Source organism: Alphaproteobacteria bacterium (genome assembly GCA_040216735.1).
Classification (GTDB): domain Bacteria; phylum Pseudomonadota; class Alphaproteobacteria; order SHVP01; family SHVP01; genus CALJDF01.
The window spans coordinates 546,878-570,532 of sequence record JAVJOO010000004.1 but is presented as its reverse complement, the minus strand read 5'-3'; the positions used below and the strand labels follow the sequence as shown (position 1 = coordinate 570,532).

The window sequence follows — 23,655 nt, the reverse complement described above, 5'->3', positions numbered from 1 at the left end:
TCGGCGCTCGGCTTGACGTTGCCGGTGTTCCCCTGCTTAGTTCAAACTATGCTGCGGCTCGCCTCGATCATCGCCGTTTTCCACATCAAGTGTCGCCGATAAGGTATTGATATGGCCGAATTTTCCATGAAGGAAATCCTCGCGCGGGTGGCCGCCGGCGGCACCCTTTCCGAGGCCGAAGCGGCGACGGCGTTCGAGCTGATGATGTCCGGCGAAGCGACCGCCGCGCAAATTGGCGCCTTCTTGATGGGCTTGCGCCTACGCGGCGAAACGACCACGGAAATTGCCGGCGGCGTCCGGGTGATGCGGGCCAAAGCGCTCACGATCGACGCTCCGGCTGGGGCAATCGACACGGTCGGTACCGGCGGCGACGCCGCCGGGACCTACAACATCTCCACCGCCTCCGCCTTTGTCGTTGCGGCCAACGGCGTGCCCGTGGCCAAGCACGGCAATCGCGCCCTGTCGTCCAAGTCCGGCGCGGCGGACGTCCTGACCGAACTGGGCGTCAACGTCGATTGCGACATGGCGCTGGTCAAGAAGGCACTGTGGGAGACCGGCATCTGTTTCATGATGGCCCCGCGTCACCACGGCGCGATGCGCCACGTTGGGCCGGCCCGCGTCGAAATGGGCGTACGGACCATCTTTAATTTGCTCGGGCCACTAGCCAATCCCGCCGGGGTCAAACGTCAGCTGACCGGCGTCTTCGCCAAAGAATGGGTCGAACCGATGGCCCGGGTGCTGGCCAACCTCGGAAGCGAGCGCGCCTGGATCGTGCACGGCCACGACGGCCTGGATGAAATCACCACAACGGGGCCGACCTGGGTTGCCGCGCTCGACAAAGGTCAGATCAAGACCTTCGAAATCACGCCCGAGGACGCCGGCCTGCCGCGCGCCACGATCGCCGACCTCAAGGGTGCCGACCCCGCCACCAACGCACTTGCCCTGGGCGCACTCCTGGATGGCCACCCCGGACCTTACCGCGACATTGTCCTGTTGAACGCCGCGGGCGCGCTGATCGTTGCGGGTAAGGCCAAGGACCTGAAAGAGGGCGTGGCCCTCGCGGCCGCCGCGATCGATAGCGGCAAGGCGCGCGAGGTCCTCCAACAACTGATCGCGGTTTCCAACGAAAGGCCCCCGATGTGAGCAACGCGCTCACCCGGATTTGTGCCGACAAACGTGGCCACATCGCCGCGCAAAAGGCTGTCCATAGTGAATCCGCCCTCCGCGACCGAGCCGCATCGCAGGCCCCGCCGCGGGGATTCAAGGCGGCGCTCGACCGGGCCGTTGCCCAGGGCCGCTATGGCCTGATCGCCGAAATCAAAAAAGCCTCGCCGTCCAAGGGCCTGATCCGCGCCGACTTCGATCCCCCCTCCTTGGCCCGCGCTTACGAAGCCGGCGGGGCCGCTTGCCTATCGGTTCTCACCGACGTCCCGTACTTCCAAGGCGCCGACGCCTATCTCGTCGCCGCCCGCGCCGCCGTCGCCCTGCCGGTGTTGCGCAAGGATTTCATGCTCGAGCCCTATCAGGTCCTGGAGGCCCGCGCGCTTGGCGCCGACTGCATCCTCGTCATCATGGCGGCCGTCGACGATGCCATGGCCGCCGACCTCGAAGCGCTTGCCATTGATCTCGGCATGGACGTGTTGGTCGAGGTGCACAACGCGGCCGAACTATCTCGGGCGCTCAAACTGAAATCGCGTCTGCTCGGCGTCAACAACCGCGATCTCACTAAACTCGAGGTCGATCTCGGCACAACCGAAACGCTCGCGGCCGGCGTCCCGCCCGGCACCACGCTGGTTTCCGAAAGCGGCCTCTACACCCCAGCCGACCTCGCCCGGATGGCTGCCGCGGGCGCACAGTGTTTCTTGGTCGGCGAATCCCTGATGCGCCAACCCGACGTGGCCGAGGCTACCCGGACGTTGCTGGCCGATCCGGCCAAGCAGGTTGCCTAAGCATGTCGGGGCGCGGTCGATCCCTAACCGTTCGCGATGAGCGCGCCGTAAACGCATGAGCAAGCTCACCCACTTCGACGCCGCCGGCAACGCGCATATGGTCGATGTCGTGGGCAAGGACGAGACCGACCGCACCGCCACCGCCGGTGCCACCGTCACCATGCAGCCCGCGACCCTGGCGCTGATCCTGGAGGGTAAGGCCAAGAAAGGAGACGTGCTCGGCACCGCCCGCCTCGCCGGCATCATGGCCGCAAAGAAAACCCCCGACTTGATTCCGTTGTGCCATCCCTTGGCGCTGACGTCGGTAACGGTCGATCTCGTATGCGACCCCACCCGCAACGCCGTCGACATCACCGCGACCTGCAAACTCCGTGGCCGCACCGGTGTCGAAATGGAGGCGCTCACGGCCGCAAGCGTTGCGGCGCTGACCGTCTACGACATGTGCAAGGCCGTCGACCGAGCCATGGTTATCTCCGAGGTGAAATTGCTGCACAAGGCCGGCGGTAAGTCCGGCACCTACACCGCGTGACGAACCGAACCAACATCGCTCCTCCGCCCGTCGGACGGCGAGGGATGCTCTGCAACAGCACCGATCTGTATGCCTAAATCACCGCTTATGCCCGTGGCCGATGCTCTCGGTCGCATCACCGGCGCCCTCCATCCCCTGCCGCCCGAAAGCGTCGGCCTGGCGCAAGCCCATGGCCGCGTCCTGGCCGAGGATGTCGCCGCCCGGTTGACCCAACCGCCCGCCGCGGTCTCGGCGATGGACGGCTATGCCGTGCGCGCCGCGGATGTCGCCCGCGTGCCGGCGACCCTCGCGGTGATCGGCGAGGTCCCTGCCGGGGCCTCTTTCGACCGCGCCGTTGGTCCCGGCGAAGCCGTTCGCATCTTCACCGGCGCCCCGGTCCCGGCGGGCGCGGACGCCATCGTCATCCAGGAAGACACCGTCCGCGAGGGCGACGCGGTTACGGTCAACGAAGGGGCTCCGGCAGGCCGCTTCATCCGTCCCGCCGGCCTCGACTTCAGTGTGGGCGATGTGCGGCTCCAGAAAGGCCGCCTGCTTACTGCCCGCGATATCGGCCTCGCGGCAGCCATGAACGTGCCGTGGCTGATGGTGACGCGCAAACCGCGCATCGCCCTGCTCGCCACCGGCGATGAAATCGTGCGCCCGGGCGAGCCCGTCGGTCCGAACCAAATCGTTTCGTCCAACGCGCTGGCGTTGGCGGCGTTGATCGCAGCGCGCGGTGGCGAAGCGGTCGATCTCGGTATCGCGCGGGACAACCGCGCATCGCTCACCGCAATGGCCGAGGGCGCGCGCGGTGCCGATATGCTCATCACCCTGGGCGGCGCCTCGGTCGGCGACCACGACCTCGTGCAACGCGTCTTGGGCGAACAGGGGCTCGATGTCGATTTTTGGCGCATCGCGATGCGGCCGGGCAAACCGCTGATGTTTGGCACTATCGGCGACACACCGATGCTGGGCCTGCCCGGCAACCCGGTGTCCTCGCTGGTCTGCGGCCTTGTTTTCGTCTCGGCCGCGCTCCACACGATGCTGGGTCGCAGCGGCGATTACCTGGAGACCGACACCGCCCGCTTGGGCCGCGATCTCCCTGCGAACGACGAACGCCAGGACTACCTGCGCGCCACCCTCACCCGCGACGACAGCGGCGCGCTGGTCGCAACCCCCTTCGGCAAGCAGGACTCCTCCATGCTGTCCCGCCTCGCCGCCGCCCAAGCCCTCGTGATCCGCCCCCCCGGCGCCCCGGCCGCAACGCAAGGCACCCAGGTCCCCATCGTTCGCATCGAGGCACCGGATCAGGGGCTTTAGGCTGTGCCGCAAAGTGGGCGACCGATCCAGCGTTAGTTCCGGCGGACAAAATGCAGGTTGGTGGACCATCAGCCCGTCTGTAGGCTTGCCACCTAATCCGGAGTTGGTCGACGGAGGGTCGAATGGGTGATCTCGGCAGTTGGAGCCAAGAGCTGCACTATTTGGCTGTCGCATTTGGCTTTGCCTATCTGTTGGGCTCCATTCCTTTCGGACTGGTGTTGACCAAGATCGCGGGCGTCGGAGATGTCCGCGACATTGGTTCCGGCAGCATCGGTGCGACCAACGTCTTACGAACAGGCCATAAAGGGTTGGCCGTTGCGACACTCCTTCTTGACGCAGCAAAAGGACTAATTGCCGTCATCGTCGGCCAATCGTTTGGGCCGGACCTTGCGGTGATCGCTGCTTGGGGAGCGGTCCTCGGCCACTTGTTCCCGGTTTGGCTCAAATTCAGCGGCGGCAAAGGGTTTGCGACGGCGCTCGGGGTACTAATCGGCCTTGCACCGCTAGTATGTTTGTTTGCCTGCCTGACATGGTTGGCGGTCGCGATATCCCTCTGCTATTCCTCGTTGGCCACGTTAGTGGCGATGGCCGCCGTCCCGTTTTTTGCGTGGTACATGGGATTGCCGGAGGTAGCGGTGGCAAGCACCCCTTTGGCGGTTTTGATATGGCTGCGCCACCACGGCAACCTTCGACGCCTTCTGACCGGCACAGAGTCCAAAATCAAACTCACGGTTCCCTAGAGGGCGTTACTTTCTTGCGCTTTGGTGCCGAACGTCCCCACGCGCAGGGATACCCACATCTTGACCCCCGAAAAGAACCAATGTAGAACATCTAGCGATGTTGCCCATTTGTTCCGCGCGCTCGTCCATCAGAGACGGTGCGCCAAAACCCGAGGGACCCGGATGCTGACCAAGAAACAGCACGAACTCCTGCTTTTCATTCACAAGCGCCTTGAGGAAGACGGGGTATCGCCCTCGTTCGAGGAAATGAAGGCGGCATTGGACCTGAAGTCCAAGTCCGGCATTCACCGCCTGATCGGTGCATTGGAAGAACGCGGTTTCCTACGCCGCCTGCCCCACCGGGCCCGGGCGCTGGAGGTCGTGCGGATGCCGGCTGAGAGCGTCCCCGACGGCCGCCCGGTTCAGGTGCCTATCGGTGCCGCTAATGTCATCCGGGGCAGTTTCGGTACGCCCCGACCCCATGCGGTGAGCGTCGCCGAGGCTGCCGACGCGGTGGACCTTCCGCTCTACGGTAAGATCGCCGCCGGTGCTCCGATCGAAGCCTTGCGCGACCCCGAGGGAAGCATGGGGGTGCCCACTTCGATGCTTAATCCCAAGCGCCGTCACTACGCCCTGTCGATCGACGGCGATTCGATGGTTGACGCCGGCATTCTCGACGGCGATGTCGTGGTGATTGAGGAATGCGACACCGCCCATGACGGTGAAATCGTCGTGGCTCTGGTCGACGACGAAGAGGCGACACTCAAACGTCTCCGCCGCCGCGGCTCGTCGGTCGCCCTAGAGGCCGCCAACCCGTCCTACGAGACCCGCATCTTCGGCCCCGACCGGGTCAAGGTCCAAGGCCGCCTCGTCGGGCTCATCCGCCAGTACCACTAACCGAGCGGGTCGCGGGGCGGACACATCTACGCCCACGCCGCGCCCCATCGAAACGCCCCACATCCGCGTTCTCGCTCGTCCTGACGAGCGGCCCATATCCGCATCTCTCCTCATCATGAGGAGCGGCCCATATCCGCATTTGTCCTCATCCTGAGGAGCGGCCCACCGGGCCGCGTCCCGAAGGACGCGCGGGCCTCTATCGGCGCCCCCAGCGCCCGATCACAACTGCTGTCCCCGGGCATCACAATCCCCGTCCCGCCCTGGCCCCGCCGCCATGCCGTGACCACCTATCCCTGGACGTTCGCCCTCGGCGAACGGAGCGTACCGGCCCAACCGGCAGATACACCTTAAGTTATTGAAAGCGCACGGTTGTTTGACCTCGTTCGGCGTTCAAGAAACCCAAGGTACTGAAACACATGAACTGTTTTGGCTCGTCCGGAAAAAAACGCACCGGCCCACACAGGTCATCCCAGGAAAACCGCGGACGTTGGCTTTGTTTCGGCGGAACCAGGTTGGGCACAACGCGGCAAAACCCCCGTTCTTCCCCCCGCAACCGGGAGAAAGGGTGTCCGTATCCGAAAACGAGGAAAACCGCGGGAGTTGGCTTTGTTTCGGCGGAACCGGTCCCGCCGCTACGAAACCCCATCCCGCCGCGGCCCACCGCGCGCTATACTCGTCGCACGAACACTGGGCGATGGCCCTTCGGCGGCTCGCCCTTCTTGGAGGATAACGCCATGACCGATACCCGCCCCCAGCAAACCATCCACGACATGATCGCGCGGCCCGCCGCCGACGAAGCGGCGCGCCAGGAATACACCCACGCCATGCGCTATTACCTGCTCGCCGACCTATGGCCCGGGACCCGCAAGGTGTGGGACGCGAAATACGCCGCACCGTTCCGCAAGACCCATGGCCGCGACCCGGTCAAACGGACTGAAGTGGCCAAGGTCGTTCAGCGCGATCCCTATTGGCAGATGGGCAGCTCGCTCCGGCGCATCAATCAGGAAATCATGTGGGACACCTACGGCGAGAAGATCGAGAAACATCTCGACGCCTTGATCGCCAAGGCCAAGCGCTACCGCGATATCAACGCCAAGGTGGGCTCGCTCATGCTCGACCCCAATTTGAAGATCCCGCGCTACCACACGGCGGTCGATATCCATATTCAGCCGGGCGGCTACCACACCGATCTCACCGAGGACGACGTGTTTGCGGGCGCGCTTTACGACGACGTGATTTGGATGTTCTTCGTGCACGCTGGCGGTGGGTTGAACGACTCAGCGGGGCGCTCGATCATCCACTGGCTCAAACAGCAGCACCCGAAATTTGCGCCCAAGCGGATCCTCGATATGGGCTGCACCGTCGGTCACTCTACCCTGCCCTACGTGGACGCCTACCCCGGTGCCGAAGTCCATGCGATCGACGTCGGTGCGCCGGTGCTGCGCTACGCCCATGCCCGCGCCGAGGCGCTCGGCAAGCCTGTCCACTACAGCCAACAAAATGCTGAGGCCACGAATTTCCCGGACGGTCATTTCGACCTCGTGGTCTCGCACCTGATGTTCCACGAAACCTCGTCAAAGGCGATGCCGGCGATTTTTCGCGAGGCCCATCGCCTGCTCGCGCCGGGCGGCATCATGGTCCACCAGGACATCCCGCCGGGACGCTTCATGGGCGACGTCGTCGACCAGACCTCGATGGATTGGAACACGCACTACAACGCCGAGCCGTTTATCGCGAAGCTGATGGATCTCGACCACGGCAAGCTCGCTGCTGCGGCCGGATTTCCCAAGAAGAGCGTCAAGGAACTCGACATCGATGCCCTGCGCGATCCGGTCGGCCACCGCGCCGTCGGCAACCTGCAGCACATCACCTACGCCCAGAAGTAGCGGCGACGATAAGGAGGAAAGGCTCGTTAGCCGCTCGGTTCGATTGCGCAGATCAGGTGACGCAGGTCGCGGACCGGGTTGGTGCCCTGCGCGCGCAGTTCGGTCTCGAGGACCTGTTCGGCGATCAAGCCGCTTGCGCGGTGCAGCCGGGTGTACCCGGCGAAAAGGATGGTCACTTCCTGCCCGCCGAGCGAGCCCGACATGTGCCCTTCGCGGCGGACGATCACGTAGGTGTCCGCGCCCACGGTCTCGAGACCTTCAACCATGATCGTCGCGTCGACCTCGACTTGTCCCGTCCCGTCTTCAGACCGTGCGTTGCGCCGCTGTTGTGGGATGTCGTCCGACATTTTTCCGGCGAATTCGGCTTCGGGCACCATCGACGCCGCGGCGTCGCGGAGCGCGACGTAATCGTCGTCGTTGATCGGATGGCCGGCAACTTCCTCGACTTGGAAATCGGCCGGTTGCCCGGTCTCGCCGAAGAACAACGTTACCGCATAGGCTTGGACGCTGTTGATCGACGGTGGCGTGTGGCTAATTTGCGCGTTTAGAACCGTTCCGTTGGTATCGACGGTCACCTTCTCGATGACGATCTCGGAGTCGCCCGTACGGGCCCGGCATAGGGCCCGCCACCCCGGACGCACGACGACCTGGAACGGCGTGGCGATGGGGGCAACGGTTCCACGGAATGTTGGCGCGTCGAAGTCGGCTCCTGTTACCGGCGCGGCTCCAAGCGCGATCGTCGCGGCAGCGCAGGCGGTGGAAATGCGTGACAGCCTCAAATGAACTCCTAGTCCTGTGAACTCCGCATTATACCACGGGTAGTTGGCGTAAGGATGGGCGCCCTATGTGCAGCGGATCACGATCTTGGGGGGCGTTGACGCGGCGTGGTGTCGACCCAGGGCCGACTGCCGCGGACTTCGTGGGCAGTACGGATGACGGGTCGTCCACCTTCGATCCATAGGGCATGGGCGCCGTGACGCCACACGTCGAAGCGGTCGATGACCGTCGCCGCACACCGCTGGCGCACCGGTTCGCGGCTGACCACGATGAGGACGCGGTCACAATGGGCGGCGATGGCGTCCGCATCGTCGCTGATCAACACGATACCGACACCGGTATCGAAGAGGCACCCGTTCTCCATACAGCTGAGACGGCCATCGGCACTCGTTTCGCCCGGTTTTGGCCATCGTATCGCCGTCCGCCGCCCGGCGCGGCGCAGCCAAACCTTTGCCGTAAACGACCGTGCCGTCGGCGAGATCGCGTAGTCCTTTCCCAAGCGCACTGCGACGTAGCGCCCCTGTGCGTCCGCGATCACCAAGGGCGGTTTCGACGTGACCGGCGCCAACGCGCCCGCGGCAATAACCGCCGCACCGAGGAATCGCCGCCGGCCGCTAGTCAGGCAAAGCCACAAACCGCCAAAGACCATCGCCACAAGTCCCCAAACGGGACCCGATGGGATAGGTACGGTCGCCCCCGGCCATCCGGCGACGGTGTGGGCGATCCAGCGCACCATGTCGATCCCCCAACCCATCGGCACCAACGCCAGAACTTCAAACCCAAAAGGCATCAAACAATAGGCGACGAGCGCGGCGGGCATGACCCATAGTGCCGTCAGGGGCACCGCGACCGCGTTGGCAACCAGGCCGTAGAGCGCAATCTGGTTGAAGTGAAACGCCGCGAACGGCATCGTCGCGAAACCTGCGATGAGCGTGGTGAAGGATACGCCCGCAAAGTAGAGCAGTCCTCGGTCGAGCCACCCGGCTCGTTGTCGCCACCGACCGAACGTCGGCGCCACCGACTCGTAGGCGGCGATCAGGGCAACGACGGCGGCGAAGGACATTTGGAAGCTCGCCCCAAGCAAGCTCTCCGGTCGAATTAGCAAGACGATCGTCGCGGCGATGGCGACCAGCCGCATCGACACTGCGCGCCGCTCGACAATGACTGCCCCAAGAACGATGCCAGTCATGACGAAGGCGCGCTGGGTTGGTACCGTCGCCCCGGTCAGCCATAGGTAACCGAACGCCGCCAGGAGTGCGGCGGCCGCAGCCCACTTCTTGATGGGCCACCGCAAAGCGACGGGCGGGACCGCCGCAAGTGCGAACCGGATCGCAAAGAACACCAAGCCGGCGACCAATCCGATGTGAAGACCGGATATCGCCAACAGGTGGGCCAGCCCTGAATCGCGCAGGGCCGTCATGTCAACGGCGTCGATTGCCGCGCGATCGCCGGTCATAAGGGCTGCGGCGATGCCGCCACTGGCGCCAGGCAATAGGACTCGAATGCGCACCGACATCGTAGTGCGTAAGGCGGCTAGGCGAATACTGGCCCCCGCGCGGTCCCCACCAATCGTCTCGACCGGGCCCAGCGCAAAACCTACCGCGCCCATCCGTTGGAACCATGCCTGTCGGGCAAAATCGAAGGCGTCGTATGCGGCGGGCGACGGCGGCGGCATCAGAATGGCGCGGACGCGGATCCGAGTGCCGGGTGAGGGAAGCGCGCCCGAGCGCAGCGTGATGCGAACGCGATCGGGCATCTCCGCGGGCGCGATTTGGTCGGAGGCGAGGGAGGCGAGCGTTAGGCGGCCACCCTTTCCCCGGTCTTCGACGGCTACGACCACCCCGTCGAGGTGAATGGAGCCGGTTCGCTTGGCGATAACCGGCGCATCGACCGCGGCAACTCTCATGTCCGCGGCGCAAAACCCGATGGCGGCAGCCAGGCAAAGGATGCCCACGTGGCGCAAAAGTCTGTGATGGCGCGCTACCGCCGCACCCATCGCCGCGACGGTAAGCGCTGCCAAGGTTGCTGGCCATGGCGGTTCATGGGGCAACAAAAAGTAGAGCCCGATCCCGCAGGCAATCGCGACGGGTGTCCAAAGGACTATCTGCTCGGTGGGTGGCCTTTGGACCCGACCCTCCGCCTCGGCCGCCCGAGCCTGAACCATCTATGCTCCGATCCAGGTCGAGCGTGCGCGGGTTCCCGCGCGGGTTAGTCGACGGTCAGACGCGTCCGACCTGGGCTAATCGCCAAGCCGGCGTCCCCGAGGATTGCCGCCTTTGTTGCCCCGGCCAAACAACGTGTCGCCGCCAAAGCTGTCGGACCCGCCAAACACGCCGCCTCGGCTCCGCTCGTCGCGGGGAATAGCAAACGGTTTGGTGTCGTCGATGGGGTTGGTGTCGCGGCCGTTCCTGTAGTGACCCGGGACGTAAGCACCGTCGCGGCGGTATTTGCCCTCGACCCAAATATCGCGCGCGATAGCGGGTCCGGCGGTAGCGGCGAGTGCGCCGGCACAGATCAGGCCAGCCAAAAAGGTTCTGCGGGTTGTGGTCATCGGTCGCTCCTGTGCTCTCTAGGGTCTCCCCTCGCCTATGCACAGAGCAAAGCGGTTTTCGATGGATTGGTACCGTGGGTCGACGACAAAATACAGACTGGGCGCTTGCCTAGGGCAGACGCTGAGGTTGCTTAGAGGGCACGGCGGGGCGGACCGACTCGAACGGTCTCCGCGCCTGAGCCTACATCTCTTCGTCGAACTTCGAAATCGTATCGATCACATCGACAATGACGAATCCATGGTGTTTCGGGTAGCGCGTGGAAATCTTGCGGCGAGCGATCTCGGGCGTCTCGGCCTCAACTTCGACGTAGCGGTTCTCGGACCACTGATCATCGTATTGAGCGTGGTGTTCGCCGCGCTCGACCGCCTCGCGCACGCGTTGGTTGTACACGATCACCTCGAAGGTACGGGAGCCGAGCGCGTTGAAGGCTGGCCGCTTTTTCTTGTTAGCGCCTAAGGGGCCCGTCCCCGGAGGATAGATAACTTTACGCGCCACTGCTGTTACGCCCCTTTGTTCAAAGCGGTTGCCCCTACCACGTCAATACCGGGCATCCTGGCAGCCATGTTGCTCACAGCGTGTCCTTCAACGGTTGTCCCCAATACCGGTGCGACCGTACCTTTAGCTTGCCGCCGAGGACAGCCTGCTCGCGCTTTTCGCAAACCCGCACCTGCCCCGGTCAATGTCGAGGCATAAGCACTCTAGAACAGTCTCAATCCGATTGTCACGCGTGGGCGCCTAGTTCACGGAGCCAACGAAACACTCGACTTTTGTGACAATTTCGAACGGTTTTTCCGATGTCCGATCGATTCGCGCGGACCATTTTTCTCCAGCTATGAGACCACTCTCGATATCGAGAAGCAGGTGCCCGCGCAGCACTGAATTAGTGGCACTGGAACGTCGTACGTTGGTCGTGTCGGTATCTAGGCGAAAGAGAAGCGTCGGCCGCCCTTGGTCCGACTCGATCAGACCAACGAGCTGGCTGCTATCGCTGTGATCGACCATCGTATCCATCGAAAGATTCCGAGGCAGGATAGGTTTCAGGAAGCGAAACGTCTCCTCCGATCGGTGATTGATAAGGTCGCCCAGAACAAACGTACGACCCGAGAAGATTGAGTCGCGGATGTCGACCTTTCCATCCAGGGCGGCCTGACGAAGGTCTCGGTTGGAGATCGGGAACCCTTCGATCGCGCGCGCCTCGGTCGCAACCGGCACCCCTGACGGATCCAGGGTTATGCGATGTTGGTACCCAAATAGCGCAGGCGATTCGAGGGTATCTTCGTGTCCCTTCACGGTTTGAATAATGACCGCTGCGTCGGGCGTCCCTTCAACCACGGTGTCAAACGTGACAAATTGTTTGGCCGCAAGGTCTTCAACCGTTTCAACGGTTTGCTCGAGAAGGCAAGTCGACCTCCATCCCGGTCTGGCCCGTACGTGGATCGGCCCCTTGAGTTCTTTGAAGTTCCCGAAGAAAGGGTCCACACCGCCCGGCGCTTCGGAAGAAGCAAACGCCGGAGCCACGAGTACGAGGCATGCAAAAGTTACCAAACCAAAACGGTCCATGGGTTTCCTTACCGACGGGGGTTTGCTTCGCAATCAGGCTGTGCCATCACTGCCTCCTCGATATGCGCTATGGAATGACAATGGGTCAAGACGTCAGCCTGGACTTCAGCGGGGTTTGCGATGAGTGAAATCGTCACCCGTTTTGCCCCCTCTCCGACCGGTTATCTTCACATTGGCGGTGCGCGAACCGCGCTGTTCAATTGGCTTTTTGCCCGCCATAGCGGCGGCAAGTTTGCCCTGCGCATTGAGGATACGGACCGGGCACGCTCCACGGACGCCGCCGTTACGGCGATCTTTTCAAGTCTCAAGTGGCTTGAGTTGGATTGGGACGGAGAGGCTGTCAGCCAGTTTTCCAACGTTCAGCGACACGTGCAAGTTGCACATGAACTTCTTGAGAAAGGCCACGCTTATCGGTGTTATGCGACGCCTGAGGAGCTCACGGAAATGCGTGAAGCCGCGCGCGCGCAGGGAACGACACGACTCTACGATGGCCGGTGGCGGGACAAAGACCCGGCAGATGCGCCAAAAGGTATAGAGCCCGTGATTCGATTCCGGGCACCGTTATCGGGGACCACAACGATTGATGACAAGGTGCAGGGCGTCGTGTCGGTAGAGAACGATGCTCTGGACGACATCGTGCTGCTGCGGTCCGACGGTACGCCGACGTATATGCTTGCCGTTGTGGTCGACGACCACGACATGGGTGTTACTCACGTCATTCGCGGTGACGAACACCTCAACAACGCTTTCCGCCAAATCAACGTAATCAAGGCGCTCGGTTGGGCCCCACCCGTCTATGCCCACATCCCGCTAATCCACGGTCCGGACGGCGCCAAGCTGTCCAAACGTCACGGTGCTCTAGGGGTCGAGGCTTACCGTGACATGGGTTATCTGCCGGAGACCATGCGAAACTACTTGCTACGGCTCGGTTGGGGGCACGGGGACGACGAAATAATCGACACCGCACAGGCGATCGCGTGGTTCGACTTGGGCGCGATAGGGAAATCGCCCTCCCGCCTCGACCTAGCGAAACTCGATAACCTGAACGGCCACTACATCCGGGAATCCAACGATGATCGGTTGGCGAAACTGGTCTCGCCGTTTCTCCTGCAAACGCTTGGCCGCAGCCTGAACGATGAAGAGAATGAACGTCTGAAGGAAGCTCTTCCAGACCTAAAGCAACGCGCTAAAACACTTGTAGAGTTAGCTGATAATGCAGGGTTTTATTTTGTTGACGGCGGTCCTGCGCCAGACGAAAAAGCCCAAAAACTCCTGACCGCCGAAGCCCTCGTGATCTTGGAGCGACTCGGTCGTTACTTGGCCAATGTGACACTGTGGGACGCACCAACCCTTGAGGCGAACCTAAGGGAGTTTGCGAGTGCTGAAGGAGTAAAGCTCGGACAGATCGCGCAACCGCTCCGTGCCGCCTTGACTGGACGGACGGTCTCGCCGGGGGTCTTCGATGTTATGCGTGTTCTAGGCCGGGCGGAATCGTTGCTGAGGATCGAAACGGTAAGGAACCGCAATACCCCTCACGCGGGCACTCAAGAATGAATCATTTTTTCGTTCTTTATCAGTAAGTTACAGGACGCCCTCGCACTATCGACAAATTGGGCGCACGTGTATAATCCGCGCGCTCGGCGCCACGGCGTCTCAGGAACTAACAAAAAAGGAAGAGCATGGCGGAGGACAAAACCGAAGCAGCCAAACTTACTGGCGCTGGATTCGAAGTAGACTTACCGGTCATGCATGGCTCGATCGGGCCAGATGTCCTCGATATTCGCAAGCTTTACGGCGCGACGGGTAGGTTCACGTATGACCCCGGCTTTACGTCGACGGCGAGTTGCGAATCGAAGATTACCTATATCGACGGCGACGAGGGCGTGTTGCTCTATCGCGGCTATTCGATCGAGCAGCTTGCTGAAACTGCCGACTATTTGGAAACCTGCTATTTGCTGCTGTACGGGGAGCTTCCCGACCGCCGCGCGAAAGAGGAATTCGAACGGACCATCACCTATCACACGATGGTCCACGAGCAACTGAGCTACTTCTTCCGTGGATTTCGGCGGGACGCCCACCCGATGGCTGTCGTCTGCGGTGTAGTCGGCGCTCTGTCGGCTTTCTATCATGACAGCCTCGACATCGAGAACCCGGAACATCGGCGGATTTCGGCCCACCGAATGATCGCCAAGATTCCGACGATCGCAGCGATGGCCTACAAATATTCGGTCGGGCAACCGTTCATCTATCCGCGGAACGACCTAGACTACGTTTCGAACTTCCTCCACATGATGTTTTCGGTCCCTGGCGAAGATTTTCAACAGAGCGAGATTTTCACCAAGGCCATGGCGCGCATCTTTATTCTGCACGCCGACCATGAGCAAAACGCCTCGACGTCGACCGTCCGGCTTGCCGGATCGTCTGGAGCCAACCCCTTCGCGTGTATTGCCGCTGGTATCGCCAGTTTGTGGGGCCCGGCCCATGGCGGTGCCAACGAAGCCGTTCTGAACATGTTGAACGAAATCGGCTCGGTTGCCCGTATCCCTGAGTTTCTTGAGCGCGCTAAAGACAAGAACGATCCGTTCCGCCTCATGGGTTTTGGGCACCGCGTCTACAAGAATTACGACCCTCGGGCGGCAGCGCTGAAGGATTCGGCGCATCAGGTTCTCGAGGCGCTCGGCGCTCAAGACGAGCCTTTGCTTAAGCTCGCAATGGAACTAGAACGGATCGCCCTAGAAGACGAGTATTTCGTCGAGAGAAAACTATTCCCCAACGTCGATTTCTATTCGGGGATTATCCTTAGGGCCATGGGATTTCCGACCAGCATGTTCACAGTGCTGTTCGCGCTGGCTCGTACAGTTGGATGGATTGCCCATTGGTCGGAAATGGTCGAAGACCCCAGCCAGAAAATCGGGCGACCGCGGCAGTTGTACACCGGTCCCGAGCAACGCAGTTACGTTCCGGTCAACAAGCGTGGCTAGGGTTCTGCGTGCAGATGCCTCCGTTGGCGGTGCGCGACCCCGCCGGGTCTTGCGGCCTCTGACGCGGCGGCGCGTCCTGCTACGTCCGGCGAACGACAACGTCCCTTCCGTCATGTGGCGGGCAAAACGTTACGTCGTGCGAAGTGCGGCCGCTGGGGCCCTCGGGGCTCTGATTTGGTCGATTGTCAATAACTGACGGCAGTTTGCTTAGGGTGCGGTCTGCCGGTCAGCAAGCTTGAGGACAATCTGCGCCGCCGTATCGCTGGGCGCATCTTGCCCGGTACCCAGCGCTTTGATGGCTTCGTCAAACCCTGCCACCTGATCTGCGCGCGCGTCGGGATTCTGCAATAGGCGGGTGACCGCCGGGATCAAGAGCGCGGACCGGCATTTGCCGAGCAAGTACTCGGGAACAATTTCTCGGGACATCACGATATTGACGAGAGAGACATACTGCGTCTTGACCAGTCGTTTAGCGATAAATGCCGTGATGGGGTTAACGTCGTAAGCGACCACGGTGGGTACCCTGGCCAAGGCCAACTCAAGTGAAATCGTTCCAGACGCCGCTAAAGCGGCAGTCGCTGCAGCAAAGGCCGACGTCTTGTCGGCCTCCGTGGTTACAACGATGGGTTTTCCCGGCCACGTTTGAACACTCGATCGGACAGCCTGCTCGACGCCGTCGACTGTCGGCACCACGATCCTGAGGGTTGGATCCACGGCACAAAGCTGCCGCACGGTTTCTGAATATACCGGCAGGAGCCGATTCGTTTCGCTTCGTCGGCTACCCGGCAGGACCAAGAGGATGGGAGCCGTTGTGGCGACCCCGTGACGGGCTCGGAAATCCTCAGAGTCGTAACGGCGGACCTGTTCTAAGGCGGGATGCCCGACGAACGTTGTGTCCAAACCCTCCGCTTCGAAGTAGGGCGGCTCGAACGGTAGTAGTGCGAGAAGGTGATCGAACAACTGAGCGATCTTCTTTGCGCGTTGTGGCCGCCATGCCCAAACCGACGGTGCTACGTAATGGACACGTGGGATTTGCGTGTCGCCGAGGCGTTTGGCCAGACGGAAGTTAAAACCCGGCGCATCGATCGTTACGAGTACATCCGGTCGTTCTCGGCGTGCAAATGCGGCGGTCTGGCGAATATGTCGAAGTAGTAGAAAGGTTCGAGGCAGCACCTCAACAAGGCCCATGACGGAAAGGTCTTGTATCGGGACAATACTGTTCAACCCTTCGACTGCCATTTTCGATCCGCCAATTCCGACGAAGACGACGTCGCTTGTTCTGCGCCGGAGGGCACGCATGAGTGCTGCGCCCAAAACGTCGCCGGATGGTTCGCCTGCGACCAACATCACCTTTAGTGGCGAAGTCATTGACGATCCGACGTGGTCGCCTCGACAAAGCCGACGACGAATATGCCGAACCGGTCGGCCTGGGCACGGACTTCTTCCTGATCGAGAACCAATGTGGCGTGCGCCTCAATAGCGACGCCGGCGAGTCGCGCGGCGGCGGCACGGCGAATGGTTTCCGGTCCGATCGAGGGAAGGTCGACGCGCTCGTCCTGACCTGGCTTGCGCATCTTGACCAGTGTACCGCCAGTGACACTGTCAAAGGTGGCACATCGTTCAAGAAGCGCATCGGTGCCCTCCGGTCCTTCGACACCCAGAACCCGACCGCGCCGAACGACCACTGCCTGACCGACATCGTAGGGCCCGAGAAGGCGAATAATTTCCGACCCCAGAGCGATGTCGGCTTGGTCTTCCTGCTGGGGACTTTTGCTGCCGAGGTTCCCAGGGCCGATTTGAAGCGTCGGCAACAAAGACTCGGCGCCGACAACCTTAAATCCTTCGTGCTCCAGCGCCCCGGTTAGAACACGGAGCAGCGCATCGTCGCCCTTTGCTCGGAGGAGTTTCGGCAATAGACGCGTGGCTCGGAGGTCTAGCTTGAGTTGGTTATACGCGGGGCGCCGGAACCGACCCGCCATCGCGACTTCTTCGCATCCGTTTTCTTTCAGGAGACGAAAGACCGTTCCGACTTGACCGAGATGAACACAGGCGCCCGCAACGTCGTTGAGTTCATCGTTGTGGTTGTCGCCTTCGAAGGTGACGACGAAAACGTCGCGCTTCTGCATCTCACAGGCATCGACAAGGCGGCGCGGGAGGTTTCCAGTCCCGGCTAATAGCCCGACTTTAGGCGGCACGCTCTGCCTGCGGTTGGCAGATCGCCCGGGACGAATCGGATTGGACGAAGGCGACGATCTCCATGACAACATCGTTTCCAGCATAGGTCCGTTCGACCTCGGACAGGCGATCCTGCAAGGTTCCATCGGGCGCGAAAAGGACACGGTAGGCATGACGCAGATCGTGGATCGCCTCGCGGCTGAAACCGCGGCGTTTTAGACCGATGATATTCAGTCCAGACAGGTGCGCGCGATTGCCGGTGACCGACCCATAGGGAATGACATCGTTTTCTACGCCGGTCATGCCACCCACCATGGCGTGCCGACCGATTCTAACGAACTGATGCACGGCGCTAAGGCCGCCAAGAATGGCGTAGTCCCCCACTTCTACGTGTCCAGCAAGCGTCGCGTTGTTCGCGAGGATCACGTTGTTGCCGACCTTGCAATCATGCGCGACGTGAGCGCCGACCATAATCAAACAGTTGTCGCCAACCTGGGTAAGCATACCCCCCCCTTTAGTGCCGGTATTGAGGGTGGCATGCTCTCGAATCACAGCGTTGGCACCGATCACCAAGCGAGAATTCTCGCCTTCGTATTTAAGATCCTGAGGCTGCAAACCGATCGACGCGAACGGGAAGATCGTCGCGTGCGGTCCAATCTCGGTGGCACCGTCGACGACAACGTGACTCCTAAGCTGTACCCCTTCGGCGATCTTTACCTTCTCGCCAACGACGCAATACGGACCGATCTTTGCGGTGGCGTCGATTTCCGCACCGGGAGAAACGATCGCCGTCGGGTGCACCGTCGTCACGCGAGCGAGCCCCCATCGTCTTCACGGATCATTGCAGCGAACTCTGCTTCGGCGACGACGCGGCCCTCCACCTTCGCGACGGCCTGAAATTTCCACACCGGACCACGATTGCGCACCTTGGTAACATGTACGTTCATGGTATCCCCTGGGACGACCGGTCGCCTAAAACGCGCCCCGTCGATCGACATGAAATAGACTAGCTTTCCTTCCGCATCGGGGCCGAGGGTGTGAACCACTAGGACTGCCGCTGTCTGCGCCATTGATTCGACAATCATCACACCAGGCATGACGGGGTGATTGGGGAAGTGGCCACGGAACTGAGGTTCGTTAATCGATACGTTTTTGATGCCGGTCGCGGAGCGGTCGCGGATCATGTCGACCACGCGATCAATCATCAGCATCGGGTAGCGATGCGGAATCATTTCGACGATTCGTAGGATGTCGGCAGTTTCGGTCGTTTCCATCGAGATGTCGTCAGCCATCATTCCCATCCCTCTTTTTTGCCAACCGGCGCAGAAGCGCGACTTGCTTGCGCCATTCGCGCACAGGTACGGCAGGAAATCCACCGTATGTCCCAGGTTCTTTCAGATCGTGTGTGACGCCGGATTTCCCGGCCAACACGACGCCCGACGCCACGGTCAGGTGACCCGCCAATCCGACTTGCCCCCCCATCACGACATAGTCGCCGATTTTGGTACTTCCCGATATGCCGACTTGTGCTGCCAACACACAGCCGCGCCCGAGTTCGACGTTGTGCGCGATCTGAACCAGATTATCAATGCGACAGTTGTCGCCGATCTTCGTATCCGGACCGGCGCCGCGATCGATTGTCGTGTTGGCGCCGATGCTGACGTCGTTGCCGATAAGGACACGGCCCAGTTGTGGAACGGTGATGTATCCAGGCGGATCGGGTGCGAAGCCAAACCCGTCTTGACCGATCTTGGCGCCCGCGTGAATCTCGACTCGGTTCCCGACGATTGCATGACTCACGGTGACCGAGTCGTGAAGGATACAGTCGCGCCCGATCACGACGCCGCGTTTGACAAAGGTGTTGGGGCCGATCCGAGTTCCGTCGCCAATCTCGACGTGGGCTTCTATGACGACACCGTGTCCAACGACGCAGCCTTTTCCAAGTCGAGCGGTGGAATGAATCGCCCTACCATCCGCCTCTGTCTCCAGCGTTGCACTTAGCGGATAGAACATTCGGGCTGCTAGAGCAAAGGCGCGATAGGGTGATTCCGTGACCAGAACGACCGTTCCGTCAGGTGCGTGTGATGCATTTTGGGGACTAACGAAACAGGCACCAGCTCGGGTTTCCTTGAACGCCCCGATGTATTTGGGGTTATCAAGAAAACTTACTTTCTTTGCATTGGCTCCGATGAGCGGCGCCACATCGTCGAAAGATCGATCGGGGTCGATTTCCGACGGTAGCGACGCCCCCGCGACCGAAACGATGTCACCGAGCGTAAAGGGACCCTGGCGATCAAAAAACCGCGGATCCGCCATCCCTACTCCTTTGGCAAGTTGACCGGAACTTCCGGTAGCGTCGCATTCATTCGGCGAACGACTTCGTCGGTGAGATCGAACTGAGCAAGAGGATTGACGAAGGTGACTTGCGTTTGGTTGAACACAAAGTTGATTTTCCGTTCGGCGGCGACCTCGCTGATGATTGTCGTCATCCTTTCGTCGATGATTTGTTGTGCCTCGAAGGTGGCTTGCTGCACCTGACGTCTGATTTCTTGGAACTCCCTCTGAGCGAGGTCAACTTTCTCTCTGAACTTGCGGTCTTCTTCCCGAAACGCGTCGGGCGCCAAAATCGAACGCCGCCGCCCCAGGGCCTGATCTTCCTCGCGAAGCGCTTCTTCACGGGTCCGAAACCGTTGCTCCACGTTCTTCCCGTAGGCCTCGATTCTTTTGCCTGCGGTTACAGCGGCATTTGCCTCTTGCGCAACGCGGACGAGGTTAACGAAACCGAACTTGGGAGCCTCGGTCGGGTTCTGCTGGGCGAATGCTGTAGAGGTCTGGACCAACAATGTCAGGCACATGGCGGCCAACACGAGAGGCCAATACTTGGAGTTAAATGTTCTTGCAGGGTGTGCCATTAGAATCTCGTGCCAAAGCTGAAAAAGATGTTCTGAGTTCGGTCCAACGTTTCTTGTCGTAGCGCCTTTGCATAGTCAATTCGAAAGGGTCCGAATGGGGATTTCCAGGCGAATCCGATGCCGGCCGACGCCCGCACCGAACCGACGTCAAAAAGTGGTGCCGCAGGCGGATCGTCGATTTGGGCAAGACTACCTGCTTGGGAGAATACAATTCCGCTGACGCCGAGTTCGGGCGGGAGCCCAATCGGGAAGCGGACCTCCGCGGTACCGACGTAGAATATGTTACCCCCGAGAGCGTCACCGGATGTCTTGTCACGCGGTCCAATCCCAGCGGGACCAAACCCGCGGAAATTGTTTCCACCCAGAAAAAAGCGATCGCCGATCCCGACATCCTTGCCGATTCCAACGATAAAACCTTGATTGATTCCCAGCGAGCCCACGATGTCGTCTCGTATTGGGTAGTAGGTTTGATAATCGATGGTGTTCTTGAAATAGCGCTTGCTGCCGCCAAAGCCCGCGAGAGTTTGCTCGACAACAACGCGGTAGCCTTCGGTGGGGTCGATCACGTCATCGCGTTTGTCGTAGGTCAAAGCGTGGGCGACTGACGATGTCACTTCGGTTCCTGCTTGGAGGGCGATAAACGAGGAAACGTCAGAAGCGACGTTTTCGATTGTGTCTTGGCGCAGGGTGTAGGTGAAGCGCTGCCGAAGAGCGTCCGTGAGCGGGTACCCGGCACGAAGGGCAAAGCCGAGTTCCTTTGCGTCGTAGGAACTCTCGCTCTGCAGGTCGGTTGTTTGCCGAAAGATATCGAACCCAGCGGCGATGTTGCGCTCCAAGAAAGCTGGTTCGGTAAACGATAGGTCGATTTCCTGGGTGCGTCCGGACAGAGAGAAACCCGCCCGCAAGTCTTGTCCTTTGCCGAGCAAGTTGCGTTCCCGGATGGATATGTCGCCCAGCGGACCGTCGGTTGTTGAAAAGCCTAACCCGAAGCTGAGTTCTCCCGTCGATTGTTCTTGCACGTCGACGTTAATGACCGACCGGTCGGGGGAACTGCCGGGTTCTTGCGTGATCTGTACATCACGGAAGAATCCCAACGCGCGAACGTTTCGGCGCGAGGCACGTAACTTGGCGGTGTCGAAGGCGTCCCCTTCCGCGAGACGGAATTGGCGCCGGATGACTTTGTCGAGGGTCCGGACGTTGCCTGTGATGTTGACCCTCTCGACGTAAACCCGCGGGCCTTCGTTCATTTCGAAGGTCACGTCGATGATGTTTTTCTCTCGATCGATATTCAGACGCGGGCGAATATCGACGAAGGCATATCCGAGCTGTCCGACGCTAAAGCTGAGGTCCTCGACCGCGATTTCGATTTTGTCGGCATTGTAGATCTCGCCTGACTCCATCTCGACGACGCCAGCCAACTGTTCAGACGTGAGGTCGCGTACGGTCGAGTCGACCGAGATGTCGCCGATACGAAACCTCGCTCCCTCCTCCATTGCGACGGTGACATAGAAGCCTTCACGGTCGGGAGAGAGGTCGGCATTGACGGAAACAACTCGGAAGTCGGCATATCCTTCGCTGAGATAGAACCGACGCAACAGCTCACGGTCGAAGGTAATGCGGTCGGGGTCGTAGGTGTCGTTCGATGTCAGGAAGCGATAGAAACGAGTTTCCTTCGTCGCAACGACCCCGCGAAGTTTGCGGTCAGAGAAGACCTGGTTTCCGATGAAGTTGATGCGCTGGATATTGGTTACGGGCCCTTCGTTGACCTCGAATACGAGGTCAACCCGGTTTTGCTCGAGTTGAATGACTTTCGGTTCGACGGTTGCCGCAAAGCGTCCGCTGCGGCGATAGACCTGGAGAATGCGCTGCACATCGCTCTGTACCCGCGCCCGGGTAAACACGATGCGAGGGCGAAGTTGGACTTCGGCCTCGAGGACTTCGGTTCGAATTTTTCGGTTGCCCTCGAATGCCAACCGGTTGATCACTGGATTCTCAATCACATTGACAACCAAACTCGCACCTTCACGTCGCACCGTAACATCTGAAAACAGGCCGGTCGCAAAGAGGGCCTTCAAAGCGCGGTCGATGTCGCCGTCGGACACGAAGGTTCCGGGCGCGATCGGGATGTACGACGTAACCGTCGCGTCTTCGACGCGCTGGTTCCCGACTACGTCGATTCGATCGACAATTTGTGCAATCGCCGGATTGATGAGAGTTGCCGCCACAAATACGGCGGGCAAAACGGCACGGACGACCGCTTTGGCGAAACTCTGGACGTGGTGTCTAACTGAGCAATCCACTGACGAACCCAAAAAAGTCGAGACGGTACTTAAGGTCGTTAAACGTTGCGAGAACGAAGATGGCGATGACGACGAGCATACCAAATCGCATGCCGTATTCCTGGGCGCGCTCGCTCAGAGGTTTGCCGCGCAGCGCCTCGGCCGCATAGAACAAAAGGTGTCCGCCGTCTAGCAACGGGATGGGAAACAGATTGAACAGGCCTAGGGCGACGGATATCACCGCTGCCAGATTGATCAATCCCACAACGCTGACGCGGGCGACTTCGGACGTAACGACCGCTATCCCTATAGGACCCGATAGCTGATCCGAACTGGCGTTTCCTGTGACCACATCGGCCAAGTATACCAACGTGGTTTCGACAACGCCGTATGTGGCCGCGACGCCAAGCCAGACGGAATCGGTGGGGCTCTGCCGTTCGAACTGGCCGCCCGGACCGGTGATGCCAATCAAACCAATGGTTTGGGTGCTCCCAAACGCTTCACGTTCAGCAGGTGTCGGCGTAACGATCAGGTCGATCGACCTGCCGTCTCGCTCGACGCCTACTTGAATCGTTTGACCTGGTCGGGGTTGGACATACGACTGCAGTTCCTGAAACCGTGAGATCGGTTTGCCGTCGATAGTGACGATGAGGTCGCCGGCACGGAAGCCCGCCGCTTCCGCGGCGCCGCCGCTCATCACCTCAATGACGAGTGGGTCGCTGATTCGTTGACCGACCGTCGCAAACATGATTGCAAAAATCACGATGGCAAGAATGAAATTGGCGACCGGGCCGGCAACGACGACTGTCGCACGTTGCCAGAGCCTTTTGTGGTGGAAGCTGACGGCGCGGTCGGCCGAGCTCATTTCTTCGAGACCTTCGCCCTGCGCGCTGGTCGCGCCGGCATCCCCAAAGAATTTGACGTAACCGCCAAGCGGAACCCAACTGATCCGCCACCGCGTTCCGTGTTTGTCGTGCCAACCAAAAACCTCGCCGCCGAAGCCGATCGAGAAAACGTCGACGCGAATGCCGTTCCATCGTGCGACTAGGAAGTGGCCGAGTTCGTGAAAGAAGACGACAATGGTAATGACGGCCAGAAATGGCAGTATCCTGAGCGCGGCTTCGGCAAGAAAATCCATAC

Annotated in this window: 22 protein-coding genes; 9 read left to right on the top strand and 13 right to left on the bottom strand. The window is 60.8% G+C overall.

What is annotated here, in order from left to right:
* Nucleotides 1-111: 111 nt before the first annotated feature.
* The 7 genes from trpD (at nucleotide 112) to RID42_13120 (ending at nucleotide 7,279) form a co-directional block, all read left to right on the top strand.
* Complete coding sequence (gene trpD / locus RID42_13150; protein ID MEQ8248616.1) at nucleotides 112-1,143, top strand: anthranilate phosphoribosyltransferase; 1,032 nt, start codon at nucleotides 112-114, stop codon at nucleotides 1,141-1,143.
* A complete protein-coding gene (gene trpC / locus RID42_13145; protein ID MEQ8248615.1) occupies nucleotides 1,140-1,949 on the top strand; it encodes an indole-3-glycerol phosphate synthase TrpC in 810 nt (269 codons plus the stop codon). The genes trpD and trpC overlap by 4 nt, the downstream gene beginning before the upstream one ends.
* 55 nt (nucleotides 1,950-2,004) lie before the next feature.
* Nucleotides 2,005-2,478, top strand: a complete 474-nt coding sequence (gene moaC / locus RID42_13140) for a cyclic pyranopterin monophosphate synthase MoaC (GenBank protein ID MEQ8248614.1) — start codon at nucleotides 2,005-2,007, stop codon at nucleotides 2,476-2,478.
* An 87-nt stretch (nucleotides 2,479-2,565) separates the two neighbouring features.
* The gene (locus RID42_13135) at nucleotides 2,566-3,777 is read left to right on the top strand and encodes a molybdopterin molybdotransferase MoeA (protein ID MEQ8248613.1); all 1,212 of its coding nucleotides are present in this window, start codon (nucleotides 2,566-2,568) and stop codon (nucleotides 3,775-3,777) included.
* 122 nt (nucleotides 3,778-3,899) lie between these two features.
* A complete protein-coding gene (gene plsY / locus RID42_13130) occupies nucleotides 3,900-4,517 on the top strand; it encodes a glycerol-3-phosphate 1-O-acyltransferase PlsY (GenBank protein MEQ8248612.1) in 618 nt (205 codons plus the stop codon).
* 162 nt (nucleotides 4,518-4,679) lie between these two features.
* Complete coding sequence (gene lexA / locus RID42_13125; protein MEQ8248611.1) at nucleotides 4,680-5,393, top strand: transcriptional repressor LexA; 714 nt, start codon at nucleotides 4,680-4,682, stop codon at nucleotides 5,391-5,393.
* 734 nt (nucleotides 5,394-6,127) lie between these two features.
* Nucleotides 6,128-7,279, top strand: coding sequence for a class I SAM-dependent methyltransferase (locus RID42_13120; GenBank protein MEQ8248610.1), 1,152 nt, complete (start codon nucleotides 6,128-6,130; stop codon nucleotides 7,277-7,279).
* A 26-nt stretch (nucleotides 7,280-7,305) separates the two neighbouring features.
* On the opposite strand, the gene RID42_13115 is transcribed toward RID42_13120, so the two are convergent.
* The 5 genes from RID42_13115 to RID42_13095 all read right to left on the bottom strand — a co-directional run bounded on the left by RID42_13115 (nucleotide 7,306) and on the right by RID42_13095 (nucleotide 12,168).
* Nucleotides 7,306-8,058, bottom strand: coding sequence for a hypothetical protein (locus RID42_13115; GenBank protein ID MEQ8248609.1), 753 nt, complete (start codon nucleotides 8,056-8,058; stop codon nucleotides 7,306-7,308).
* 77 nt (nucleotides 8,059-8,135) lie between these two features.
* A complete protein-coding gene (locus RID42_13110) occupies nucleotides 8,136-10,220 on the bottom strand; it encodes a ComEC/Rec2 family competence protein (GenBank protein MEQ8248608.1) in 2,085 nt (694 codons plus the stop codon).
* 75 nt (nucleotides 10,221-10,295) lie between these two features.
* Nucleotides 10,296-10,607: a hypothetical protein gene (locus RID42_13105; GenBank protein MEQ8248607.1), complete on the bottom strand. Its 312-nt coding sequence runs from the start codon at nucleotides 10,605-10,607 to the stop codon at nucleotides 10,296-10,298.
* Between the two features lie 181 nt (nucleotides 10,608-10,788).
* Complete coding sequence (locus RID42_13100; GenBank protein ID MEQ8248606.1) at nucleotides 10,789-11,103, bottom strand: hypothetical protein; 315 nt, start codon at nucleotides 11,101-11,103, stop codon at nucleotides 10,789-10,791.
* Nucleotides 11,104-11,343: 240 nt separating this feature from the next.
* The gene (locus tag RID42_13095; protein ID MEQ8248605.1) at nucleotides 11,344-12,168 is read right to left on the bottom strand and encodes a hypothetical protein; all 825 of its coding nucleotides are present in this window, start codon (nucleotides 12,166-12,168) and stop codon (nucleotides 11,344-11,346) included.
* 120 nt (nucleotides 12,169-12,288) lie between these two features.
* Between RID42_13095 and gltX the strand changes: the two genes are divergently transcribed.
* Both gltX and gltA read left to right on the top strand, forming a co-directional pair.
* Complete coding sequence (gene gltX, locus RID42_13090; protein ID MEQ8248604.1) at nucleotides 12,289-13,722, top strand: glutamate--tRNA ligase; 1,434 nt, start codon at nucleotides 12,289-12,291, stop codon at nucleotides 13,720-13,722.
* Between the two features lie 125 nt (nucleotides 13,723-13,847).
* Entirely contained in the window at nucleotides 13,848-15,149 is a 1,302-nt protein-coding gene (gltA, locus tag RID42_13085; GenBank protein ID MEQ8248603.1) for a citrate synthase, read from the top strand.
* A gap of 207 nt (nucleotides 15,150-15,356) precedes the next feature.
* On the opposite strand, the gene lpxB is transcribed toward gltA, so the two are convergent.
* The 8 genes from lpxB to rseP are packed head-to-tail and all read right to left on the bottom strand — an operon-like array spanning nucleotide 15,357 to nucleotide 23,653.
* Entirely contained in the window at nucleotides 15,357-16,517 is a 1,161-nt protein-coding gene (gene lpxB / locus RID42_13080) for a lipid-A-disaccharide synthase (protein ID MEQ8248602.1), read from the bottom strand.
* Entirely contained in the window at nucleotides 16,514-17,416 is a 903-nt protein-coding gene (gene lpxI / locus RID42_13075) for a UDP-2,3-diacylglucosamine diphosphatase LpxI (GenBank protein ID MEQ8248601.1), read from the bottom strand. Before lpxI ends, lpxB begins: the two co-directional genes overlap by 4 nt.
* On the bottom strand, nucleotides 17,334-18,134 hold the full coding sequence (lpxA, locus tag RID42_13070) for an acyl-ACP--UDP-N-acetylglucosamine O-acyltransferase (GenBank protein ID MEQ8248600.1): 801 nt from the start codon (nucleotides 18,132-18,134) through the stop codon (nucleotides 17,334-17,336). The genes lpxI and lpxA overlap by 83 nt, the downstream gene beginning before the upstream one ends.
* Entirely contained in the window at nucleotides 18,131-18,616 is a 486-nt protein-coding gene (gene fabZ, locus RID42_13065) for a 3-hydroxyacyl-ACP dehydratase FabZ (protein ID MEQ8248599.1), read from the bottom strand. The genes lpxA and fabZ overlap by 4 nt, the downstream gene beginning before the upstream one ends.
* Nucleotides 18,609-19,640, bottom strand: a complete 1,032-nt coding sequence (lpxD, locus tag RID42_13060; protein ID MEQ8248598.1) for a UDP-3-O-(3-hydroxymyristoyl)glucosamine N-acyltransferase — start codon at nucleotides 19,638-19,640, stop codon at nucleotides 18,609-18,611. Before lpxD ends, fabZ begins: the two co-directional genes overlap by 8 nt.
* 2 nt (nucleotides 19,641-19,642) lie before the next feature.
* Nucleotides 19,643-20,236 carry an OmpH family outer membrane protein gene (locus RID42_13055; protein MEQ8248597.1) on the bottom strand — a complete coding sequence of 198 codons (594 nt, stop codon included), beginning with the start codon at nucleotides 20,234-20,236 and terminating at the stop codon, nucleotides 19,643-19,645.
* Nucleotides 20,236-22,536 carry an outer membrane protein assembly factor BamA gene (gene bamA, locus RID42_13050; protein ID MEQ8248596.1) on the bottom strand — a complete coding sequence of 767 codons (2,301 nt, stop codon included), beginning with the start codon at nucleotides 22,534-22,536 and terminating at the stop codon, nucleotides 20,236-20,238. The genes RID42_13055 and bamA overlap by 1 nt, the downstream gene beginning before the upstream one ends.
* Nucleotides 22,520-23,653 (bottom strand): RIP metalloprotease RseP, encoded by a 1,134-nt coding sequence (gene rseP, locus RID42_13045; protein ID MEQ8248595.1) that lies wholly within the window; start codon nucleotides 23,651-23,653, stop codon nucleotides 22,520-22,522. The genes bamA and rseP overlap by 17 nt, the downstream gene beginning before the upstream one ends.
* Between the last annotated feature and the right edge of the window lie 2 nt (nucleotides 23,654-23,655).

Excerpts from the sequence above, each read along its gene's own strand:
- RID42_13135 (MEQ8248613.1), top strand. The coding sequence starts at position 2,566 with ATGCCCGTGGCCGATGCTCTCGGTCGCATCACCGGCGCCCTCCATCCC.
- RID42_13105 (MEQ8248607.1), bottom strand. The coding sequence starts at position 10,607 with ATGACCACAACCCGCAGAACCTTTTTGGCTGGCCTGATCTGTGCCGGC.
- trpD (MEQ8248616.1), top strand. The coding sequence starts at position 112 with ATGGCCGAATTTTCCATGAAGGAAATCCTCGCGCGGGTGGCCGCCGGC.
- RID42_13120 (MEQ8248610.1), top strand. The coding sequence starts at position 6,128 with ATGACCGATACCCGCCCCCAGCAAACCATCCACGACATGATCGCGCGG.
- gltA (MEQ8248603.1), top strand. The coding sequence starts at position 13,848 with ATGGCGGAGGACAAAACCGAAGCAGCCAAACTTACTGGCGCTGGATTC.
- gltX (MEQ8248604.1), top strand. The coding sequence starts at position 12,289 with ATGAGTGAAATCGTCACCCGTTTTGCCCCCTCTCCGACCGGTTATCTT.
- lexA (MEQ8248611.1), top strand. The coding sequence starts at position 4,680 with ATGCTGACCAAGAAACAGCACGAACTCCTGCTTTTCATTCACAAGCGC.
- RID42_13095 (MEQ8248605.1), bottom strand. The coding sequence starts at position 12,168 with ATGGACCGTTTTGGTTTGGTAACTTTTGCATGCCTCGTACTCGTGGCT.
- RID42_13110 (MEQ8248608.1), bottom strand. The coding sequence starts at position 10,220 with ATGGTTCAGGCTCGGGCGGCCGAGGCGGAGGGTCGGGTCCAAAGGCCA.
- lpxB (MEQ8248602.1), bottom strand. The coding sequence starts at position 16,517 with ATGACTTCGCCACTAAAGGTGATGTTGGTCGCAGGCGAACCATCCGGC.
- fabZ (MEQ8248599.1), bottom strand. The coding sequence starts at position 18,616 with ATGGCTGACGACATCTCGATGGAAACGACCGAAACTGCCGACATCCTA.
- lpxI (MEQ8248601.1), bottom strand. The coding sequence starts at position 17,416 with ATGTTGTCATGGAGATCGTCGCCTTCGTCCAATCCGATTCGTCCCGGG.
- plsY (MEQ8248612.1), top strand. The coding sequence starts at position 3,900 with ATGGGTGATCTCGGCAGTTGGAGCCAAGAGCTGCACTATTTGGCTGTC.
- RID42_13055 (MEQ8248597.1), bottom strand. The coding sequence starts at position 20,236 with ATGGCACACCCTGCAAGAACATTTAACTCCAAGTATTGGCCTCTCGTG.
- moaC (MEQ8248614.1), top strand. The coding sequence starts at position 2,005 with ATGAGCAAGCTCACCCACTTCGACGCCGCCGGCAACGCGCATATGGTC.
- rseP (MEQ8248595.1), bottom strand. The coding sequence starts at position 23,653 with ATGGATTTTCTTGCCGAAGCCGCGCTCAGGATACTGCCATTTCTGGCC.
- lpxD (MEQ8248598.1), bottom strand. The coding sequence starts at position 19,640 with ATGGCGGATCCGCGGTTTTTTGATCGCCAGGGTCCCTTTACGCTCGGT.